Below are 17,466 nucleotides of genomic sequence, written 5' to 3'. Positions count from 1 at the left end.
CTATGAAAGAAGCCTATATTGTTAGCAGCGTTCGGACTGCGGTGGGAAAAGCGCCACGCGGTACGTTACGCCACGTTCGCCCAGATGACATGGGCGCGGTGGCAGTCAAAGGCGCGATCGCTCGCGTCGAAGGACTTGCACCAGAATATATTGACGATATCATTATCGGCTGTGCGTTTCCAGAAGCGGAACAGGGATTTAATTTGGGACGAGTTATTGCTCAGCGGGCGGGTTTGCCCGATTCAGTGGCAGGTTGTACCGTCAACCGTTTTTGTGCTTCTGGACTCCAGACGATCGCGATGGCAGCTCAAGCGATCGCCACGGGACAAGCGGAAATTATGGTGGCGGGTGGAGCCGAATCGATGAGTTTGATTCCGATGGGGGGACACTATCTAGCTCCCAACCCAGAAGTGTTGGCGGAGACTCCACAAGCCTACTGTACGATGGGGATTACGGCTGAGAACGTAGCCCAGCAGTACGGAGTTTCTCGCCAGGAACAAGATGTTTTTGCGCTGCGATCGCATCAGAAAGCTTTAGTTGCAATTAGGCAAGGTCGTTTTGCTGAAGAAATTATCCCGCTTCCGGTGCGCGAAACTCTCTATATTGATGGCAAGCCGCAGGTTGTGGAGCAAGTTTTTCAGCTTGATGAAGGTCCTCGCGCCGATACCAGTCTGGAAGCATTGGCGCGGTTGCAACCTGTTTTTCGCCAAGGTGGAGCGGTTACAGCTGGGAACTCATCCCAAACTTCGGATGGAGCAGCAGCGACGGTGTTAATGAGTCAGCGCTGGGTCAACAAACTCGGTGTAAAACCTCTAGGACGGATGTTAGGGTTTGCAGTCGCCGGAGTTCCCCCAGAAATTATGGGGATTGGACCAGTTGAGGCTGTACCAAAGGTGCTGAAGCAAGTGGGTTTAAGCTTGGAAGATATCGGGTTAATCGAGTTGAATGAAGCCTTTGCCGCGCAAAGCTTAGCGGTAATTAGCAAGCTCGGTTTGAATGAGGAGATTGTCAATGTCAACGGCGGCGCGATCGCCCTCGGTCATCCTCTAGGTTGCACGGGTGCGAAGCTGACAGCCACCCTGCTGCACGAAATGAAACGGCGTAACATTCGTTACGGTCTGGTGACGATGTGTGTTGGTGGTGGGATGGGAGCAGCGGCAGTGTTTGAGAATTTGGCAACCTCCTAAATCTGGACGACCTGAGAGGTCAGATTCTTCAACCCACTTTTAATTACGAATTACGAATTACGAATTATGATGATGAACCTGCTCGATCCTGTCTTTGTCATTCCCGCGCTAATTTTCCTATTTTTAGCACTGGGTTACATTGGCGTTCCTTTGTGGCTGTGGTCGCTGTATTTTGTCCTGGTACTATCAGCGTGGAATCCGCCAATTTGGGTGTGGTCGCTGTTTGGTGTGGTGGCAGCAATCTTAAATTTACCCATATTACGGCGATCGCTTGTCACATCTTTGATCGTTTCCGCCATTAAAGCTTTCAATCTCTTACCAAACATCTCTGCAACTGAACAAGCAGCGATCGAGGCAGGAACTGTTTGGGTAGATGGTGAGTTCTTTTCCGGTCAACCCAATTTTCGCAGAATTAACAGCGAACCCTATCCTCAAGTCACGCCAGAACTCCAAGCATTTCTTGACGGACCAGTAGAACAAGTTTGCCGCATGGTCAGCGATTGGGAAATTTACCGTCGCAAAGACTTACCACCGGAAGTCTGGGCATATCTCAGACACGAAGGCTTCTTCGGCATGATGATTCCCAAAGAGTATGGCGGTTTGGGCTTTTCTAACTTTGCCTACAGCGCCGTGATGATGAAGTTGGCATCGCGATCGTTCACCCACACGGCGACAGTGGGAGTGACGAACTCCCTCGGACCCGCTAAGCTATTGCTGCGATATGGTACTCCAGCTCAGAAAGACTATTATCTGCCCCGACTAGCCAAGGGAGATGAAATTCCCTGTTTTGCCCTGACCGAACCCCAGGCTGGCTCAGATGCGGGTAGCATTACTTCTGAAGGGGTCGTGTTTCCAGCTGAAGATGGAAAACTATATCTGCGCTTGAATTTCCGCAAACGCTACATTACCCTGGGCGCGATCGCCACTTTAATCGGTCTGGCGTTTCGCCTTCGCGATCCAGAAAATTTGCTGGGAAAAGGAGAGGATGTAGGCATTACTTGCGCTTTAATTCCCGCGGATACACCTGGTGTGGTTTTAGGACGGCGACACGATCCGATGGGAGTTCCGTTTTACAATTCTCCGGTTGAAGGGCATGATGTCATCATCTCCATCGACCAAGTTATCGGTGGTGTCGAACAGGTGGGTCAGGGTTGGAAAATGTTGATGCAGAGCCTGGCTGCGGGTCGGGGCATCAGCTTTCCTGCTACCTGTACCGGAGTTGCCAAACTCGTAGCGCGAGTGACGGGCGCTCACGCAACAGTGCGACAGCAGTTTGGTTTGCCAATCGGTCGGTTTGAAGGAATTGAGGAACCCCTAGCTCGGATTGGGGGACTGACATATTTGATGGATGCCGCTCGGGCTTATACTTGTGGCGCAGTCGATCGCGGCGAGCAACCTGCTGTCATTTCGGCGATCGCTAAGTACAACCTGACGGAACTCTCGCGTCAAATTATCAATGACGGGATGGATATTCTCGGTGGTTCTGGTATCTGTCGCGGTCCCAGAAACCTACTCGCAAATATCTACATTGCTACTCCGATCTCGATTACGGTTGAAGGCGCGAATATCCTCACTCGCACGATGATGATCTTCGGTCAAGGAGCGATCCGCTGTCATCCCTACGTATTTGCAGAAGTTATTGCCCTCAAACAGTCGGATGTCTCGGCTTTCGATCGCGCCTTTTGGCATCACGTTGGTTTCATGATGCGTAATGGTTGCCGTGCCTTACTGCTGAGTCTGTCTCGTGGCTATCTCGCCCGTCCGCCTGTAACTGGAGCTACTGCTAAATACTACCGCAAACTCGAATGGGCAGCCGCGACTTTTGCTTGGCTGACCGATCTGGTTCTCTTCTGTTTTGGTGGCACGTTAAAGCGGCGAGAAAAACTAACTGGACGATTTGCTGATATTCTTTCTTGGATGTATTTGGCAACAGCTACTCTGCGCCGATTTGAGGCAGAAGGTTGCACGGAAGATTTACCCTTTATCCGCTGGGCAGTAGAATATGCCTTAGCTCAAATTCAGCTTGGATTTGAGGGAATTTTCAGTAACCTGTCCGTACCAATTCTCGGTAGTTTATTCCGAAAACCCGTGACTTGGTGGTGGCGACTCAATGCGATCGGTTCTTTACCATCTGACCGACTTGGCAGTGAAATTGCTCGTAACCTTCAAACACCAGGACAGCAACGCGATCGCCTCACCGCAGGTATTTATGTTCCTGTAGATCCAAATGAAGCCTTGGGACGCTTGGAAAATGCTTTTCTCCTGTCATCCCAAGCCGAACCAGTATTCAAAACTATCAAAGCTGCCAGTCGTGAAGGTCAGCTGCCGTCAGGAAAACCGGAGCAGCTAGTTACAGCAGCACGTGAGGCTGAGATAATTACTCTAGAAGAGGCTGAGCTAATTCGTGCGGCAGAAATTGCTCGTAATGAAGCAATTCAAGTAGATACATTTACACTTTTGGAATACCAACAAGGAGTAGAGGATCGACAAGAACAACTGAAATTGATGGATCGAGCGGCTTTGTTGCCTAAATAGCTGAAGGCAAAGGGGAAAAACAAAATCTACTGTTTCGGTCGATCTAGTTTTAGAGCAGGTAGAACGCGATCTGAAGTTATGAAACCATCGCCAATGGAGCAATTGTCGCATCAACTTTTGTTTCCCACAGCCGTCTCATCAGCTTACCCTCATACCTATGTTCGCGCAAACGTTTGTTATAGCTTTCTAATACGATGGTTTCTTCATATTTCCCAACCGACATAACTAGTCGATTGGGATCTCGCATTTGATAACTAAATATACTAGGCGCGCTATTGTGGGAGATACTTTTATCTGTAAATATAACATTGGGATGCTTGGTATCGACACACCAAGACATATAGTCTGAGTCTAGTTTTTTACGATATTCCCAACTCATTTTAATTCCGAATTCAACTCGTTCTAGAGCGTGAATTTGGGCGATCGCCGATATTTCTGAATCATTCAACCAATCTACATTTAGCGTTAGTAACGGAGAACCCCAAATCCCCGTAGAACGCAACCAATAATCGTATAGCTGATAATGGAACGGCATAGTTGCATAAATTTCCTATGGAAAATCAACGCGATATACCGATCTCTACCAGCCGCGATCGCGGTTTTACGGATTATTTTAAAAATTTCCTTGACAAAATACTCGACTCGTGCAGTTGCGTGTGTTCCTTGGCAGGGATTGTAAGGGCGGGTTTTACCTAATAGCTATTCCTGTCAGAAAAATCTGTTGTCTAAACCCGCCCCTACTAATATTTGTGATTGGATGCTAAGAACAAAAGATCGATAATTTCGCCAAAACCCAAGCCAAAACCGGCTACAACTGCTAAAAATAAAAAAGTATTGAATCGACTAAAACCAGCAAATCGCATTTCTACATTTGCCAAGAATGTGATAGCTAAAGGCATGACAATAATCGGAATTAAAATCGATCGCGCCGCAGCCAAAGCAATCAACACGCACACCAAAAGCATTGCTACAATCAATAGAAATCCTTGGGAAGCAAATTTCATGATTTGCTCTAAAGCAGCAATACTCTTCCAAGATAAAGCTAATCCTACAGCTGCTATGCAGGCTCCAACAAACCAAAAGATATGGTAGGCAGAGAGATACCATCCCAATAGTGCGTATGCTAGCCAGAGGGCAACAACAGGTAGCAGAGGGATTCTATTTAGAAGTCCTGCGTTCATAATAGAGTCTTAAGGCGATCGGGAACAGGTATAAAAGTGGTAGATAGCATGGAACTACCTGCATTTTAACTAAGCATCTGCAAACCCGCTTCCTACTGTAAGAAGAGTTAATTTATTGTGGTGAGTGGCTAGTGGCTAGTGGCTGAATTCTTCATCTAGTCACCAGTCACTAGTCACTGACAACTAATAACTGTTCACTAATTTCTCTGTTTGAGTGCGATGAGTAACTCCATTTGACTCGTGGTTTTGTCGGGGTTGCTGGCGGTGATGCCGATGCCGCGAATAGAGTTGATAATGGCAGTAGCTTCTGGATCGATCGCGGTGCTTAAGGGTTTACTGGCAAGTAACGACATGGTTTTATCCATATCTAAGTAGAAGTAACCTGCATTAGGTTGTATTAAAGAACCAGTTGCGGCTTTGAAAACTTCGCTACTGTCAAGAGACTTACCAGAAGGCTTGGCGATCGCCTCTACAATCGGTTCGCCTACAGCGATAAACATTGTATCTCGGTCTAACCAGCCGTGACCGACAATCGCACCTTGGGCGGGAACTTGCCATTCAGTAATGCTTTTACCATTAATATCTCTGGGAACGACAGCTAAAAAGTTACTTTTAGCGATCGCATCCAGTTTACCGAGAGTCGATTCAGCCGTAGCGCGATCGCTGGTTTGAAACATTAGTGCGCCGCCAAATCCCAAGGAACCTAACATACCCTGACTAGATGGAATTGCACCAATGGCAAATTCTCCATCCATCCAGCCAAAAACATCTCGGTCTAGATCGAGATTGTAACTTGTTTTGAACGATCGCCGAGCAGAGTCCAATCCTTGCTTGACTTCCGGTAAATCTCTAGTTTGGTCAACAAACGCCGCCCAGGTGCGACTGATTCCCGCACCGGTCAACAAAGCCAGCGTATCGACGGGGAATCGAGTGACGACCTTCCCAGGAGAGTTTTGGTATTGTATGTTAATAGCATTAGGATTTAGCTGCGCGATCGCTTTCATCCGTATTCCCATGTCATCTACACCCACACCTGCAACTACGGCTTTGACCGATTGCAACTGTGCTAAAGTTTGTGGAGGTAATCCAGCCGGATTAGTAGCCGTTAATTGTTGAACTGCACCTGCATAATCGGGTAAATAAATTTGCGCGATCGGGTTTTTGAGTTGTAAGCTTTGGGCAAAAGTGCTGTCTATATCTGCTTTGGCAGCAAAAGAGGGTTCTCCTTTATAAGTATCGATCGCTTGTTCTACTGCTTGTTTGGTTGGAGCGAGAACAACACGACTATCGAGGATGCTACTGTAAATTGGTGCGCCTTGACTGGTTGATTCAGTAATTTTTTGTCCTTTGTAATCGAATTCTTGACTCGTAACTGTTTTATCGGCTTTTAGTTTCTTGCTAAAGTTCCAGGCACTCAACCCATTTTTAATTCCTAGTACCAGTAAAATATTCGATTGAGACGAGAATGGTGTTGCTTGTACTTGCTTAGCAGAACTAGGTGGTAGTAAGGCAATTGTGACGCTACCCAACCAAGGCTTTATATCTTGTTCGTAATTAATATTAGATTTTGTTAATACTTGGCGATCGAAGTCTTGCAGGCTTTTCTCAACTAACTTTTCGGCTTCAGGAGTGCCAAACCTCTGTAACTGCGCCAAAGCACTAGAATCGGTTGAAATAAAAGCTGCCATCAATGCTTCATCTGGTACGACTTTAGCACTTGCCAAAGGACTCGCGCCACTACCAAAATTCCCTTTAAAATACCAATAAGCCGCTGCACCTCCTGCGACAATCCCGATAGCTACAACAGCAGGGAGCAAATTTGATTTTTTCGTCGGCATTTTAATTATCCTTGCGATCGCCTCTGCTCAAATTCTTGTCAATCACCTATACAAATGTCATTGTGGTAATTTCGGATAAATATTAGGAAGTAGGGAGTTGTACGGGCAGGTTTAGCGAGCCTAGCTACAATAGAACAAAATATTCAGCAGTTAAACCTGCCCGTACAGGAGTAGGGAAAATACTAATGACAACTCGTATGAATGAATACAAGCAGCAAATTATTACAGATTTTAATTCTAGAACTAATTATGACAACGAGTTTCGCTATCGTTTTGCCAAACCTTTAATAGAATTAGCTCAACTCAAGTTAGGACAAAAAGTTTTGGATGTGGCGACTGGTACGGGAATCGTGGCGATCGCGGCAGCAAAAATCGTAGGAGATGCAGGTTATGTATTGGGAGTAGATATTTCCACGGGAATGCTAGCACAAGCACGGCACAAAGTTGAGTTAGAAAAATTACAAAATATTGAATTGATTGAGGCGGACGCGGACGATTTACATTTTGATGATAACAGCTTTGATGTGATTTTTTGTTCCGCTGCGATCGCCTATCTCACACATGTTTTTTCTTCCCTGCGTCAGTGGTATCGTTTTTTAAACACAGGTGGAATAGTAGCTTTTTCCTGTTTTGCTGAAACAGCTCATACTGCATCTATTTTATTTAGAGAGAAAGCACAACAATTTGGAATTACGGTTGACAATCCCAACGAACCACTAGGTACTCCTGAAAAGTGCCAAGCTTTACTTCAACAGACTGGTTTTCAAAATATTGAAGTTGTAACTCAACAATTCGGTTTCTACTTCAAAGATGCAGAAACAGCATGGAACGCACATGCTAATAATGTTTACGGCTACCAGGTGTATCAACTATCACCAGACAAATTAGCGCAGCTTAAAGCAGAATACATGGCAGAGATCCATGCCTTGTCAACGGAGCAAGGATTTGGGCATGATGTTAATAGCTTGTTTGTTTTTGCTCGTAAAAGTTGAGTTTGAGATTTTTCATGATTAGTAACAGTGATAATACAATTAAACTCGATCAATTTTTAAAATTAATTGGCATAGCAGCAACAGGCGGACAAGCCAAACTAATAATTCAGGGAGGTGAGGTTCTCGTTAATGGCATACTGGAGACTAGACGCGGACGCAAGTTAAGATCGGGTGACAGCGTAACCGTAGCAGAACAAACTTTTGATGTAAATTTAGACGAGATTTAAGTTTTAATTAAAGTTAGGCGATCGCATTAAGACACCAACCGCAATCCCCGCGCCAAATCTTTGCACAACTGCGTTGGTTTACTCAAGTCTGGCTTAATCAAACAGTCATCCGCAGCAAAATCATAGTCTGCTACCTCCAACTTTAACGCCCACTTGGTTAATGGCAATTTTCCCCATGTCTCTACAAACTCTACAACGCCTTTGGGTCTTTTAGAGCGTTCTACATTTTGCAAAGCACAGGCAATACTCAGTTGATTAAATCCCCTAATTAAAGGATCGGGATAGGGAAATGGATCTTTTTCTCCTGCTTTGATGCGTCCAAAATACTCCAGCACACCTGAAGCTAATAGAGAAAGTATTTCTGAGTGATTTAACTTAGTCGGATCGTAGCTCATGGGTTTGATAGACCAAATGGGTCGCCCCATATCAAACCAGAGAGCGTGACTTTGCGTAACTTTGAATGTGCCACTATTTAGAGTGGACGCGAGTGAGAATTCGCAATCCACAATTTGCAATTAAACACAGACCAATTACCAATTACCCATTACCACTCTTAAGTGATAACTGATTTATAAAATCCCGACTGCGTGCAATAGCCCTTTGCCAGTGATTAGCTCGATAATCAGAGCGATAAAGCCGAGCATGGCAATTCTACCATTCCAAATTTCTGCCGAGGTCGTCATGCCCCACTGCCAGCGCTCTTGAGGGTACATTTTGACCCGCTTTTTCATTTGCGACACTTGAGACAGTTTAACGCTGGGAGAATTTAAGGCTTCGATGGTTAAATCTGCCATCCCATCAATAAACTGAGTGTGAGTGTTGAGCGCTGGGACGCGACGAAAGTTATGTATGCCTACTGACTCTGCAACTTCTCTATACTCCATGTCAATTTCTTGCAGAGTTTCTATGTGTTCGGAGACAAAACTGATCGGTACGACAACCATATCTTGCACCCCTTGCTGACCCAATTCTTGAATCGCATCTTCTGTATATGGTTGCAGCCATTCTACAGGACCAACACGACTTTGATAAGCTAAGGTGTATGAATTGGGGCGGTTGAGGGTCTGCATTATCAGCGCCGTACATTCCTCAATTTCTTGCTGATAGGGGTCGCCTGCTTCCTCAACATAACTTTTTGGCACGCCGTGAGCGCTAAAGAAGACATGCACTGCATCAGGGTTGGAAAACCCCTCTAACTCTTGAGCAATTAACTGCGCCATTGCTTGCAGATAGCCTGGTTGCTTGTACCAAGAGGGGATGACTGTATATTCAATGCTGTTTAATTTTGGGTCTTCTAACCACATTTGTTGCAGCAAGCGGAAGCTAGAACCACTGGTGCTGATGGAAAACTGCGGGTAGAGTGGTAAAATCACCAAACGGTCAATGCCATCGCGTTTGATGCGGGCGATCGCTTCTTCGGTGAATGGATGCCAGTAACGCATCCCAATATACATTTGAGTTGGTTGCCCTTTTTCTTCTAGTCGTGCTTGTAGCGCTTGTGCTTGGGCTTCAGTGATGCGTCGTAAGGGGGAACTACCACCTATCTGTTTATAGTTTTCTTGCGATCGCTTCGTGCGTACGGTTGAAATCCACCATGCCAGGGGTTTTTGCAGCCAGGGAAACGGCAGGCGAATGATTTCCGGGTCGGCAAACAAGTTAAATAGAAACGGTCTGACATCCTCTAGTCGATCCGGTCCACCTAGATTAAGTAATAGTACTCCCACTCGACCCATAGCAGTTTTGTTACCCCAATTTCTTCAGCTTTGTTACTGATTTTAACAATACATCTTTTAACAATACATCTTTATTCGGAATATCGGTCAACAAATATTTATGAGGATTGAAACATGGCAACAATATTACGAGAATGGAGCTATCGTTATCAATGGTTTTACGATACAGTTTCTCGACTAGCGGCGTTGAGCGTCGGCGGAGAGGGAAAGTTTCGCCAATTAGCTTTGCAAAACTTAACAATTCAGCCCAATACTCAAGTTTTGGATCTTTGTTGCGGCAGCGGTCAAGCAACTGAACTATTGGTGAAATATTCTCAAGAGGTGACGGGATTAGATGCGTCTCCTTTATCTTTGAAACGAGCGCAACACAATGTACCGCAAGCCAAATATGTAGAGGCTTTTGCCCAAAAGATGCCTTTTAGCGATCGCAGTTTCGATCTAGTTCATAGCAGCATGGCAATGCATGAAATGACAGCGGAGGAATTGCGGCAGATTTTGAGCGAAGTTCATCGCGTCCTCAAGCCAGGAGGCATTTTCACTTTGGTTGATTTTCACCCACCGACGAATTGGTTATTCGTACCTGGAATCTATCTCTTTCTGTTTTTATTTGAAACAGAAACAGCTTGGCAGTTGTTACGCGGGGATTTAGTTGAGTTGTTGGAAGAAGCGGGGTTCGAGTTGCAAAATCGCGTTCTCCATGCAGGCGGAAGCTTGCAAGCGATCCAAGCGATCGCGCGAGCCAACTAATGCACTATTACCAATTACCCATTACCAATTACCATAAAATCTGAGGGTTGCATGATGAAGCATGATGAACACAACGGGTAAAGTTTACCTGGTCGGTGCGGGACCAGGAAGTATTGATTATCTAACTGTTAGGGCGCTGCAACTGTTGAGCCAAGCAGAAGTATTGATCTACGATGCTTTAGTCGATCCGCAATTGTTAGAACTAGTGCCGTCAAATTGTCTCAAACTCGATGTCGGTAAGCGCGGCGGACAATCTAGCACCCCTCAAGCAGAAATCGATCGCTTATTAGTCGAGTATTGCCAAACAGGACAGCAAATCGTTCGGCTCAAAAGCGGCGATCCGTTCATTTTTGGACGAGCCGCAGCAGAAATTGAGGCATTAGTTACCGCAGGCTGCCCATTTGAGGTTATACCTGGAATTTCTTCAGCCTTAGCCGCACCCACCCTAGCAGGAATTCCCCTCACCGATCCGGTGATGAGTCGTTGTTTTGCCATAACAACTGCCCACGAACCGGAACTCGTCAACTGGGAAGGTTTAGCATCAATCGGAACCCTGGTGTTTCTGATGGGAGGACAGCAGTTATCAGAAATAGTCAAACAATTAGTCAGACATGGGCGATCGCCCCACACGCCAATTGCGATCGTGCGTTGGGCGGGAACCGCAAAACAGCAGGTTTGGACTGCCACCCTCGAAACAGTTGTAGCTCAAACCGATGGCTTAAACCTTTCTCCTGCTGCGATCGTGGTTGGTGAAGTCGTTGGCTGGCGCGAGTATTTACAACCGCAGGAGAAGAGACAAGGGGGACAAGGGGGACAAGGGGACAAGGGGACAAGGGGGACAAGGGGGACAAAGGGGACAAAGGGGACAAGGGAGACAAGGGGGACAAGGGGGACAAGGGAGACAAGGGGGACAAGGGGGACAAGGGGGACAAGGGAGACAAGGGGGACAAGGGAGACAAGGGGGACAAGGAAGTTATTCTAGTCACCAGCCACTAGCCACTAGCCACTCTCCCCACGCACCACTTTCTAATAAAACTATCCTCGTCACCCGATCGCTAGGACAATCGAGTCAATTTTGCGATCGCCTTGTAGAAATGGGTGCGACAGCTATTGAGATGCCAGCATTAGAGATTGGTGCGCCTTCGAGTTGGATGGGGTTAGATAATGCGATTGCGCAGTTATCGGATTTCGATTGGTTAGTTTTGACTTCTACAAATGGAGTAGATTATTTTTTTGAACGCCTGCTAGCTAAAGGTAAAGATACGCGGGCGCTAGCAGGGGTAAAAATTGCTGTAGTAGGACAAAAAACTGCTCAGAGTCTTCAACAAAGATATTTACAACCAGATTTCATTCCTCCCGATTTTGTTGCCGATTCTTTAGTAGAAAACTTTCCTGAATCTTTAGCAGGTAAAAAAGTTTTATTTCCCAGAGTTGAAACTGGAGGACGAGAAGTCTTAGTCAAACAATTTACTGCCAAAGGTGCAGATGTGTTAGAAGTCGCAGCTTATGAATCTCGTTGTCCGCAGTCAATTGCGCCTGAAGCATTAGAGGCGTTACAGAGTCATAAAGTGGATATTATTACTTTTGCTAGTTCTAAAACAGTCAGAAATTTCTGCCAACTCATAGCACCATATAACAACATTAATTTAGATGGAATTTGTATAGCCTCCATTGGTCCCCAAACCTCTAAAGACTGTATTTCTCTCCTCGGTAGAGTTGATATAGAAGCAGAGGAATATACTTTGGATGGTTTGTTACAAGCAATTATCAGTTAGCAGCGATCGACAACCAACAACTAACAACTAGTGACTGATTACCAATTACCAATTACCAATTACCAAAAAAGAATTATCGGTCTTACTGGTGGGATTAGCACTGGTAAAAGTACTGTTTCTCAATACTTAGCACATGAATATCATTTACCAGTTCTTGATGCAGATATTTATGCGCGAGAAGCAGTGCAACTTGGTTCGCCAATTTTAAATGCGATCGCCCAGCGTTACGGCAAAAACATTTTGCAGGCTGATGGGACGCTGGATCGCCAACAACTAGCGCGAATTATCTTTAACAATTCTACAGAAAAGCAGTGGTTAGAAAGACAAATTCATCCTTACGTGCGCGATCGCTTTGAGCAAGAAATCTATCAATTATCCGTTCCTATAGTTGTATTAGTTATCCCTTTGCTATTTGAAGCAGAAATGACAGATTTAGTTACAGAAATCTGGGTTGTTGCCTGTTCGCCGCAACAGCAAATAGCTCGACTAATGCAGCGAGATAATCTAACTTTGGAACAAGCACAGGCGCGAATTAACAGTCAAATGCCACTATCAGAAAAATGCAAGCGTGCTGATGTTGTCTTGGATAATTCTTCTAGTCAGGAAGAGTTAAAACAGCAGGTAGATTCAGCTATTTGTCCCTGAAAAAGTTATTGTTTAAGCAGAGGATTGAGGCTGCTTAAAGCTGCTTTTCAATCGCATCACACGCAACAATCACTCCATTTTCTACTTGAAGAATCCGTCCAATTTCTATTGCTTTGGTTGTGTATGTAGGATTTTCTAACAACTCACACAATTCTTTATTTGTACGAATTAGATCTTATCGCCATGTAAAGACCTGTCAACATATATCCCAATATCAACCCTTTTGCTATTGCCACGAAGCTTGTCGAAAATATCCCTGGATCGCCTGTAGTTGTCCTATAGTACTCAAATTGTCCTAAAAAACTTAGAAAAAGAGCGCCCGATACAAATCCCCAAGCTGCAATCAAAAATGAAATTGAATTATTTATCTTTTTCTTGACCAAATAAACAGCTATCCAAAGAGTAGCTCCCAGAATGTAATCATCAAACCAACTCAGAAACCTAGTCAAATCAAATATTTGATTCGATCTTCTTACAGTTTCAGCAAGCGGCAAAAATAACCCCATAATCGTTGCCATTCTCACAGATATCTTTAAAGGTTTATTTTCCATTCACGAGTTTGCCTCTCAGTCTGCATCAGTTGCGGCGATCTTAACGATCCCTCCCGTACTAACAGTCTCCAAACTTCTCTTCAGATTTGTGGTGTTACTCTGCTTACGCTGTCACCATCTCCGATTCAGGATCGGGAGACGCGGGATTGAAATGCAGTACCATAATTTGCTCTGGTCGTAAACCACAAGATTCGTAAGTACGTCCGTTGCGATCGCTAAACTCGACTTCATACGCACTACCACCAGCTAGGATTTCAACCACTGTACCAACCTGTCCACGCCACAAGTTAAGTTCGGGCAAATCGACTATCAATGCTACTACATCGAGCAACTTGACTTCACTTATCGCCATCTTACATCGCCTCTAGTATTACAGAGGATAACAAGTCGTTAGCTTTGGAATATCGGAATCATGTTCGACGATCCAACCACTACGAATCGTTGCACTTCTATTTTGCCATTCGACTGAAAAATCAAGAGTATAGCGTTGTCCAAATCCGTCGCATCTTCCCAATTGCGCTTCATAAGTTTTGACAACTTCAAGTAGTATTTGCCTTAAATCTTCCGCATCATCAATAGTTATGCCAAGTATTGATGAAAACAGACGAGCTTTATGTTTTCCGTTTTCATGGTTTGAGTTTAGGCAATAATCTCGTAATTTACCAATATCGACGACTGCGTTTTCCGCATTCGGAATTATCATTACATTGCAATGCTCTAGTCAACTCTTTGGCTGACGATTCCCCTTACTCCCCACTCCTCAAGAATGAAACGGGACAGTAATTAGGGGTAGGAATGCCAATAACAACCACAACCAAGACCAATTAAATTGCGGTTGGGTAGAAGGCGCTGATGGTTCCAATAAAGCATTGATGCGTTCGCTCAAGCGCTCTGCTTGACTAGCAGCGCTGAAGGCAGCGCAAAAACTCGTCATTGGCACGATCGCAGAACGCACGACTAATAACAAAGATTCTGCTAAAGTCAGCGGATCGACTTGCTGCGCCGCCCGATTATCTGCCCGCAATTCCCGCAACAGTAACAATTCTTCCCATAAAGCTTCTGTCTGAGGCAACCATCCAGTACAAGTCCGTATCCAACCCAGCCAGAAAAACCAGAAAGTATCTCGGTAGTGGTAATGTGCTTGTTCGTGGGCAATGACAGCGGCTAACTGTTCTGGGGTAAGGACGTATAGCAATCCCTGGCTGACAACTAATTCCGGTCGCCAGAAGCCAACTAAGGCACTGAACAAAATGGGAGTTGCTAAAATCCGACAAGATGCTCCCTCTACTTGCTCTTGGGGATAAGTACGAGTCTGACTCACAGCCCGCCAGCCTTGCCATGCCAGTTTAACTCCCAACGCGATCGCCACTATAAAACCGATTACCGTCAGTCCGTAGCTATACCAACCTACAGACAAACCCAGCATCTTGCCTTGGGTTCCCATGCATAATACCGAGATTCCGGCGATCGCTAACATTAACGGAGGAAACAGAAAAAACCACAGCGTTTGTTTCCAGCGCTGCTGCCAATCACCTGAAGCTGATGACCAATTCTGTCGCACGTTCCAAGCTACTGCCAGTGCAGCCAAAATCATGATGGTATGCATTACTTCTCCTCCCGTTGTTGGCGTGCAGCTTGAATGCGTTTAGCGATCGCATCGAGCTGTTCTAAGCTGGTGCGATCGAGACTATCAGCAAAGGCAGCTACAACATCAGGGTTGCCAACCGCCAGAAAGCGATGTAGCTTTTCATGCGCCTCTATAACTTGCGCTTGTTCCTTCGTTACCAACGGTCGCCAATAAAAAACCCGTTCTTGTTTATCGCAAGCCAACCAGCCTTTTTCCGTCAGGCGGCGCAGTACCGTGGTGACAGAAGTATAGGCTAACTCTCGATCGGGATCGGCAAGAATGCGATCGTGTACGTCTTTGACAGTCACGCAATCGAGTTCCCAGACGATATTTAAAATCTCTGTCTCTAATGGACCAAGGGAAAGCTGTTTGGGACGGTAATTAGGCAGCGGAGACATAAGCTAAGTCAAAAGTCAAAAGGTAAAAGTCAAAAATTACTGATAACTGATAACTGACAACTGGTTACTGCTTTCCAGGTTACACCGTCAGAGTTATCTCTCGCGACATTTTTTGTGAAAGTTTGACTTTGTGAAAGTTTGACATCTTGTCTTTTGACTGCCATTCAGAATGCAATCTAAGCTAGGTGTTCGATTCCAGCCTGCTCTTATACGAAAGGTTAAAAAGTCCTTGATTCTGGGGTGGAAGACCTCCACCCTTTTTCGACATCCTAGTTTGATGTCTTAGCTGGATTAATCTGCCGAGCCTATTTGCGAAAGAAGGAGATTGAAAGAATGCGAACGATCGCGTTAGCTTTGCTATTGGCTGTTGCTATTTGGACTCTAACTTTTCCCAATGCAGCCTTAGCAGCAGACATAGCCAACGGAGCCAAAGTGTTTAATAGCAACTGTGCTGCTTGTCATATGGGAGGAAAAAATGTGGTGATGGCGACAAAAACACTACAGAAAGATGCTTTAGAAAAATATAGTATGAATTCTCTAGAAGCAATTATCAACCAAGTCACAAATGGTAAAAATGCTATGCCTGCCTTCAAAGGAAAATTAAATGTCCAGCAGATTGAGGATGTCGCCTCTTACGTGCTGGAAAAATCCGAAAAAGGATGGAGCTGAAGTCAGTTGTCAGTTATCAGTTGTCAGTTATCAGGGTGTGGGGAATTGGTAGTTGGTAATGGGTAATTGGTGGTTGTTGGTTGTTGGTTGTTGGTTGACCGCTCCCTTGTCCCCCTTGTCTCCCTTGTCCCTCTGCTCCCTGTGCTCCCTGCTTCCTCTGCCCCCCTGCTCTCCCCTCACTAGTAGCTATGTATCGAGTTATTCTCATCTGCTGCGTGACATTTGCAGTTTTGCTGTTTCCTTTAAACGCTCAGGCTCAGCCAGCAGCGAATACTTTGGAGATGCACGACCATCAACCTAAATCTCGATCGGTAGAAGACTTATTTAAACAAGGGGTATATCAAACGTTAGTAGGAAAATATCGAGCCGCGATCGCAGATTTTTCTCAGGTTATTTTGCTCCAACCCAACAATGCTACGGCATACGCTAATCGCGGTTTAGCACGGGCTGCTAAGGGCGATCGCCAAGATGCATTAAAGGATTTCGATCGCGCTTTATCACTGAATCCAGATTCGGCGATCGCCTATTACAACCGAGGTTTTACGCTTTCCAAGCTCGAAGACTATCACGGTGCGATCGCTGATTTTGACCGTGCTATTCGCATCGATCCTGAAGATCCAAGTGCTTATCATTGTCGGTGTCTCGTGCGTTATAAATTGGGTGATATGGTAGGTGTAGCGGAAGATTTACGCACGGTTGCTCAAATATATTTGCAACACGGTAAACTCGATGCTTATACCAATTTGCTTGCAGAACTCAAATCTCTGCATGAACTAAGTCACCCGAAAAGGGAGCGATCGAGCGCACGAGCAGTTATCAGTTATCGTAGGGGCGGGTTTAGTCAATAGATTAACTATTAAAACAGTAGCTCGGGAGTCAAAACCCGCCCGTACAGAAGTCGGTTATCAGTGACCATTTAATTCCGAATTCCGAATTCCGAATTCTTCCTATAAGGGAGAAGCATCAATGTAGATGCGCATTTCTCGAACGAGATCGTCTTCCATGCGAAACACGATCGCGCATGGTATTGCGATCGCTTTACAACGATCGCACATATGAGTTGTTTCCATTTGGCAAATTACAGCATCGTCAATTTCCCAAATTTCATTGATTTCAAAAGAAGTTCGGGCGCTCCGACTGAGCTGACTTGCTTCGATTACGGATGCGATCGCGGCTTTCCCAACCGCAGGTGGATGATTGCCAAATCGACATAGGGCATCTTCAGTAAAATAAGTCATGGCACTCTCTACATCCATTGCCTCGAACAACCCGATCAAACTCCTAATAATCTCTGTTTGGGTAATAGCAGCCATACTGGATCGCAATTCCATCTGAAATTAATCGAAAAGATGAAGGCTTAA

Annotated in this window: 20 protein-coding genes and 1 pseudogene; 9 read left to right on the top strand and 12 right to left on the bottom strand. The window is 45.3% G+C overall.

Annotated features, from left to right (window positions below):
- Nucleotides 1–2: 2 nt before the first annotated feature.
- The gene (locus M5J74_RS15210) at nucleotides 3–1,187 is read left to right on the top strand and encodes an acetyl-CoA C-acyltransferase (RefSeq protein WP_015154927.1); all 1,185 of its coding nucleotides are present in this window, start codon (nucleotides 3–5) and stop codon (nucleotides 1,185–1,187) included.
- 72 nt (nucleotides 1,188–1,259) lie between these two features.
- Nucleotides 1,260–3,722, top strand: a complete 2,463-nt coding sequence (locus tag M5J74_RS15205) for an acyl-CoA dehydrogenase (RefSeq protein ID WP_371934045.1) — start codon at nucleotides 1,260–1,262, stop codon at nucleotides 3,720–3,722.
- Between the two features lie 76 nt (nucleotides 3,723–3,798).
- On the opposite strand, the gene M5J74_RS15200 is transcribed toward M5J74_RS15205, so the two are convergent.
- From M5J74_RS15200 to M5J74_RS15190, 3 genes are all read right to left on the bottom strand, one after another.
- Nucleotides 3,799–4,257, bottom strand: a complete 459-nt coding sequence (locus tag M5J74_RS15200) for a hypothetical protein (protein WP_250012197.1) — start codon at nucleotides 4,255–4,257, stop codon at nucleotides 3,799–3,801.
- A gap of 205 nt (nucleotides 4,258–4,462) precedes the next feature.
- A complete protein-coding gene (locus tag M5J74_RS15195; protein WP_015154924.1) occupies nucleotides 4,463–4,903 on the bottom strand; it encodes a hypothetical protein in 441 nt (146 codons plus the stop codon).
- 197 nt (nucleotides 4,904–5,100) lie between these two features.
- Nucleotides 5,101–6,741: a DUF3352 domain-containing protein gene (locus M5J74_RS15190; RefSeq protein WP_250012195.1), complete on the bottom strand. Its 1,641-nt coding sequence runs from the start codon at nucleotides 6,739–6,741 to the stop codon at nucleotides 5,101–5,103.
- A 185-nt stretch (nucleotides 6,742–6,926) separates the two neighbouring features.
- Here M5J74_RS15190 and M5J74_RS15185 point away from each other — a divergent pair, with 185 nt between their 5' ends.
- Both M5J74_RS15185 and M5J74_RS15180 read left to right on the top strand, forming a co-directional pair.
- The gene (locus M5J74_RS15185) at nucleotides 6,927–7,733 is read left to right on the top strand and encodes a class I SAM-dependent methyltransferase (protein WP_250012194.1); all 807 of its coding nucleotides are present in this window, start codon (nucleotides 6,927–6,929) and stop codon (nucleotides 7,731–7,733) included.
- 14 nt (nucleotides 7,734–7,747) lie between these two features.
- On the top strand, nucleotides 7,748–7,960 hold the full coding sequence (locus M5J74_RS15180) for an RNA-binding S4 domain-containing protein (protein ID WP_015154921.1): 213 nt from the start codon (nucleotides 7,748–7,750) through the stop codon (nucleotides 7,958–7,960).
- Between the two features lie 26 nt (nucleotides 7,961–7,986).
- Here the strand turns inward: M5J74_RS15180 and M5J74_RS15175 are convergent, their stop codons facing one another.
- Nucleotides 7,987–8,385: a hypothetical protein gene (locus M5J74_RS15175; RefSeq protein ID WP_015154920.1), complete on the bottom strand. Its 399-nt coding sequence runs from the start codon at nucleotides 8,383–8,385 to the stop codon at nucleotides 7,987–7,989.
- A 144-nt stretch (nucleotides 8,386–8,529) separates the two neighbouring features.
- Nucleotides 8,530–9,693 (bottom strand): ferrochelatase, encoded by a 1,164-nt coding sequence (gene hemH / locus M5J74_RS15170; protein ID WP_106169178.1) that lies wholly within the window; start codon nucleotides 9,691–9,693, stop codon nucleotides 8,530–8,532.
- A gap of 114 nt (nucleotides 9,694–9,807) precedes the next feature.
- On the opposite strand from hemH, the gene M5J74_RS15165 reads away from it, so the two are divergent.
- The 3 genes and pseudogenes from M5J74_RS15165 (at nucleotide 9,808) to coaE (ending at nucleotide 12,860) form a co-directional block, all read left to right on the top strand.
- Nucleotides 9,808–10,440: a class I SAM-dependent methyltransferase gene (locus tag M5J74_RS15165; protein ID WP_250012193.1), complete on the top strand. Its 633-nt coding sequence runs from the start codon at nucleotides 9,808–9,810 to the stop codon at nucleotides 10,438–10,440.
- A gap of 61 nt (nucleotides 10,441–10,501) precedes the next feature.
- Nucleotides 10,502–12,215: pseudogene (gene cobA / locus M5J74_RS33470) on the top strand (uroporphyrinogen-III C-methyltransferase).
- A 30-nt stretch (nucleotides 12,216–12,245) separates the two neighbouring features.
- A complete protein-coding gene (coaE, locus tag M5J74_RS15150) occupies nucleotides 12,246–12,860 on the top strand; it encodes a dephospho-CoA kinase (protein WP_015154916.1) in 615 nt (204 codons plus the stop codon).
- Nucleotides 12,861–13,015: 155 nt separating this feature from the next.
- On the opposite strand, the gene M5J74_RS15145 is transcribed toward coaE, so the two are convergent.
- The 5 genes from M5J74_RS15145 to M5J74_RS15125 form a co-directional block, all read right to left on the bottom strand.
- On the bottom strand, nucleotides 13,016–13,411 hold the full coding sequence (locus M5J74_RS15145) for a hypothetical protein (RefSeq protein ID WP_015154915.1): 396 nt from the start codon (nucleotides 13,409–13,411) through the stop codon (nucleotides 13,016–13,018).
- Nucleotides 13,412–13,514: 103 nt separating this feature from the next.
- Nucleotides 13,515–13,763, bottom strand: a complete 249-nt coding sequence (locus M5J74_RS15140; RefSeq protein WP_015154914.1) for a DUF4926 domain-containing protein — start codon at nucleotides 13,761–13,763, stop codon at nucleotides 13,515–13,517.
- A gap of 18 nt (nucleotides 13,764–13,781) precedes the next feature.
- Nucleotides 13,782–14,114, bottom strand: a complete 333-nt coding sequence (locus M5J74_RS15135) for a DUF6883 domain-containing protein (RefSeq protein ID WP_250012183.1) — start codon at nucleotides 14,112–14,114, stop codon at nucleotides 13,782–13,784.
- A gap of 57 nt (nucleotides 14,115–14,171) precedes the next feature.
- Entirely contained in the window at nucleotides 14,172–15,017 is an 846-nt protein-coding gene (locus tag M5J74_RS15130) for a M56 family metallopeptidase (protein WP_015154912.1), read from the bottom strand.
- Complete coding sequence (locus M5J74_RS15125) at nucleotides 15,017–15,436, bottom strand: BlaI/MecI/CopY family transcriptional regulator (RefSeq protein ID WP_250012181.1); 420 nt, start codon at nucleotides 15,434–15,436, stop codon at nucleotides 15,017–15,019. The genes M5J74_RS15130 and M5J74_RS15125 overlap by 1 nt, the downstream gene beginning before the upstream one ends.
- Before the next feature lie 333 nt (nucleotides 15,437–15,769).
- On the opposite strand from M5J74_RS15125, the gene petJ reads away from it, so the two are divergent.
- Nucleotides 15,770–16,105, top strand: coding sequence for a cytochrome c6 PetJ (gene petJ / locus M5J74_RS15120; RefSeq protein ID WP_106546455.1), 336 nt, complete (start codon nucleotides 15,770–15,772; stop codon nucleotides 16,103–16,105).
- A gap of 16 nt (nucleotides 16,106–16,121) precedes the next feature.
- Here petJ and M5J74_RS15115 read toward each other — a convergent pair whose 3' ends face one another.
- Nucleotides 16,122–16,313, bottom strand: coding sequence for a hypothetical protein (locus tag M5J74_RS15115; protein ID WP_250012179.1), 192 nt, complete (start codon nucleotides 16,311–16,313; stop codon nucleotides 16,122–16,124).
- Nucleotides 16,314–16,320: 7 nt separating this feature from the next.
- Between M5J74_RS15115 and M5J74_RS15110 the strand changes: the two genes are divergently transcribed.
- Nucleotides 16,321–16,953, top strand: coding sequence for a tetratricopeptide repeat protein (locus M5J74_RS15110; protein ID WP_181245517.1), 633 nt, complete (start codon nucleotides 16,321–16,323; stop codon nucleotides 16,951–16,953).
- A 99-nt stretch (nucleotides 16,954–17,052) separates the two neighbouring features.
- On the opposite strand, the gene M5J74_RS15105 is transcribed toward M5J74_RS15110, so the two are convergent.
- Nucleotides 17,053–17,436, bottom strand: coding sequence for a nuclear transport factor 2 family protein (locus M5J74_RS15105; protein ID WP_199755908.1), 384 nt, complete (start codon nucleotides 17,434–17,436; stop codon nucleotides 17,053–17,055).
- Nucleotides 17,437–17,466 lie beyond the last annotated feature (30 nt).

Origin of the sequence: Chroococcidiopsis sp. CCNUC1, assembly GCF_023546805.1 — a bacterium.
In the GTDB taxonomy this organism is placed as follows: Bacteria; Cyanobacteriota; Cyanobacteriia; order Cyanobacteriales; family Chroococcidiopsidaceae; genus Chroococcidiopsis; species Chroococcidiopsis thermalis.
The sequence above is the reverse complement of the archived record's forward strand: the minus strand, read 5'-3'. Positions and strand labels throughout refer to the sequence as shown.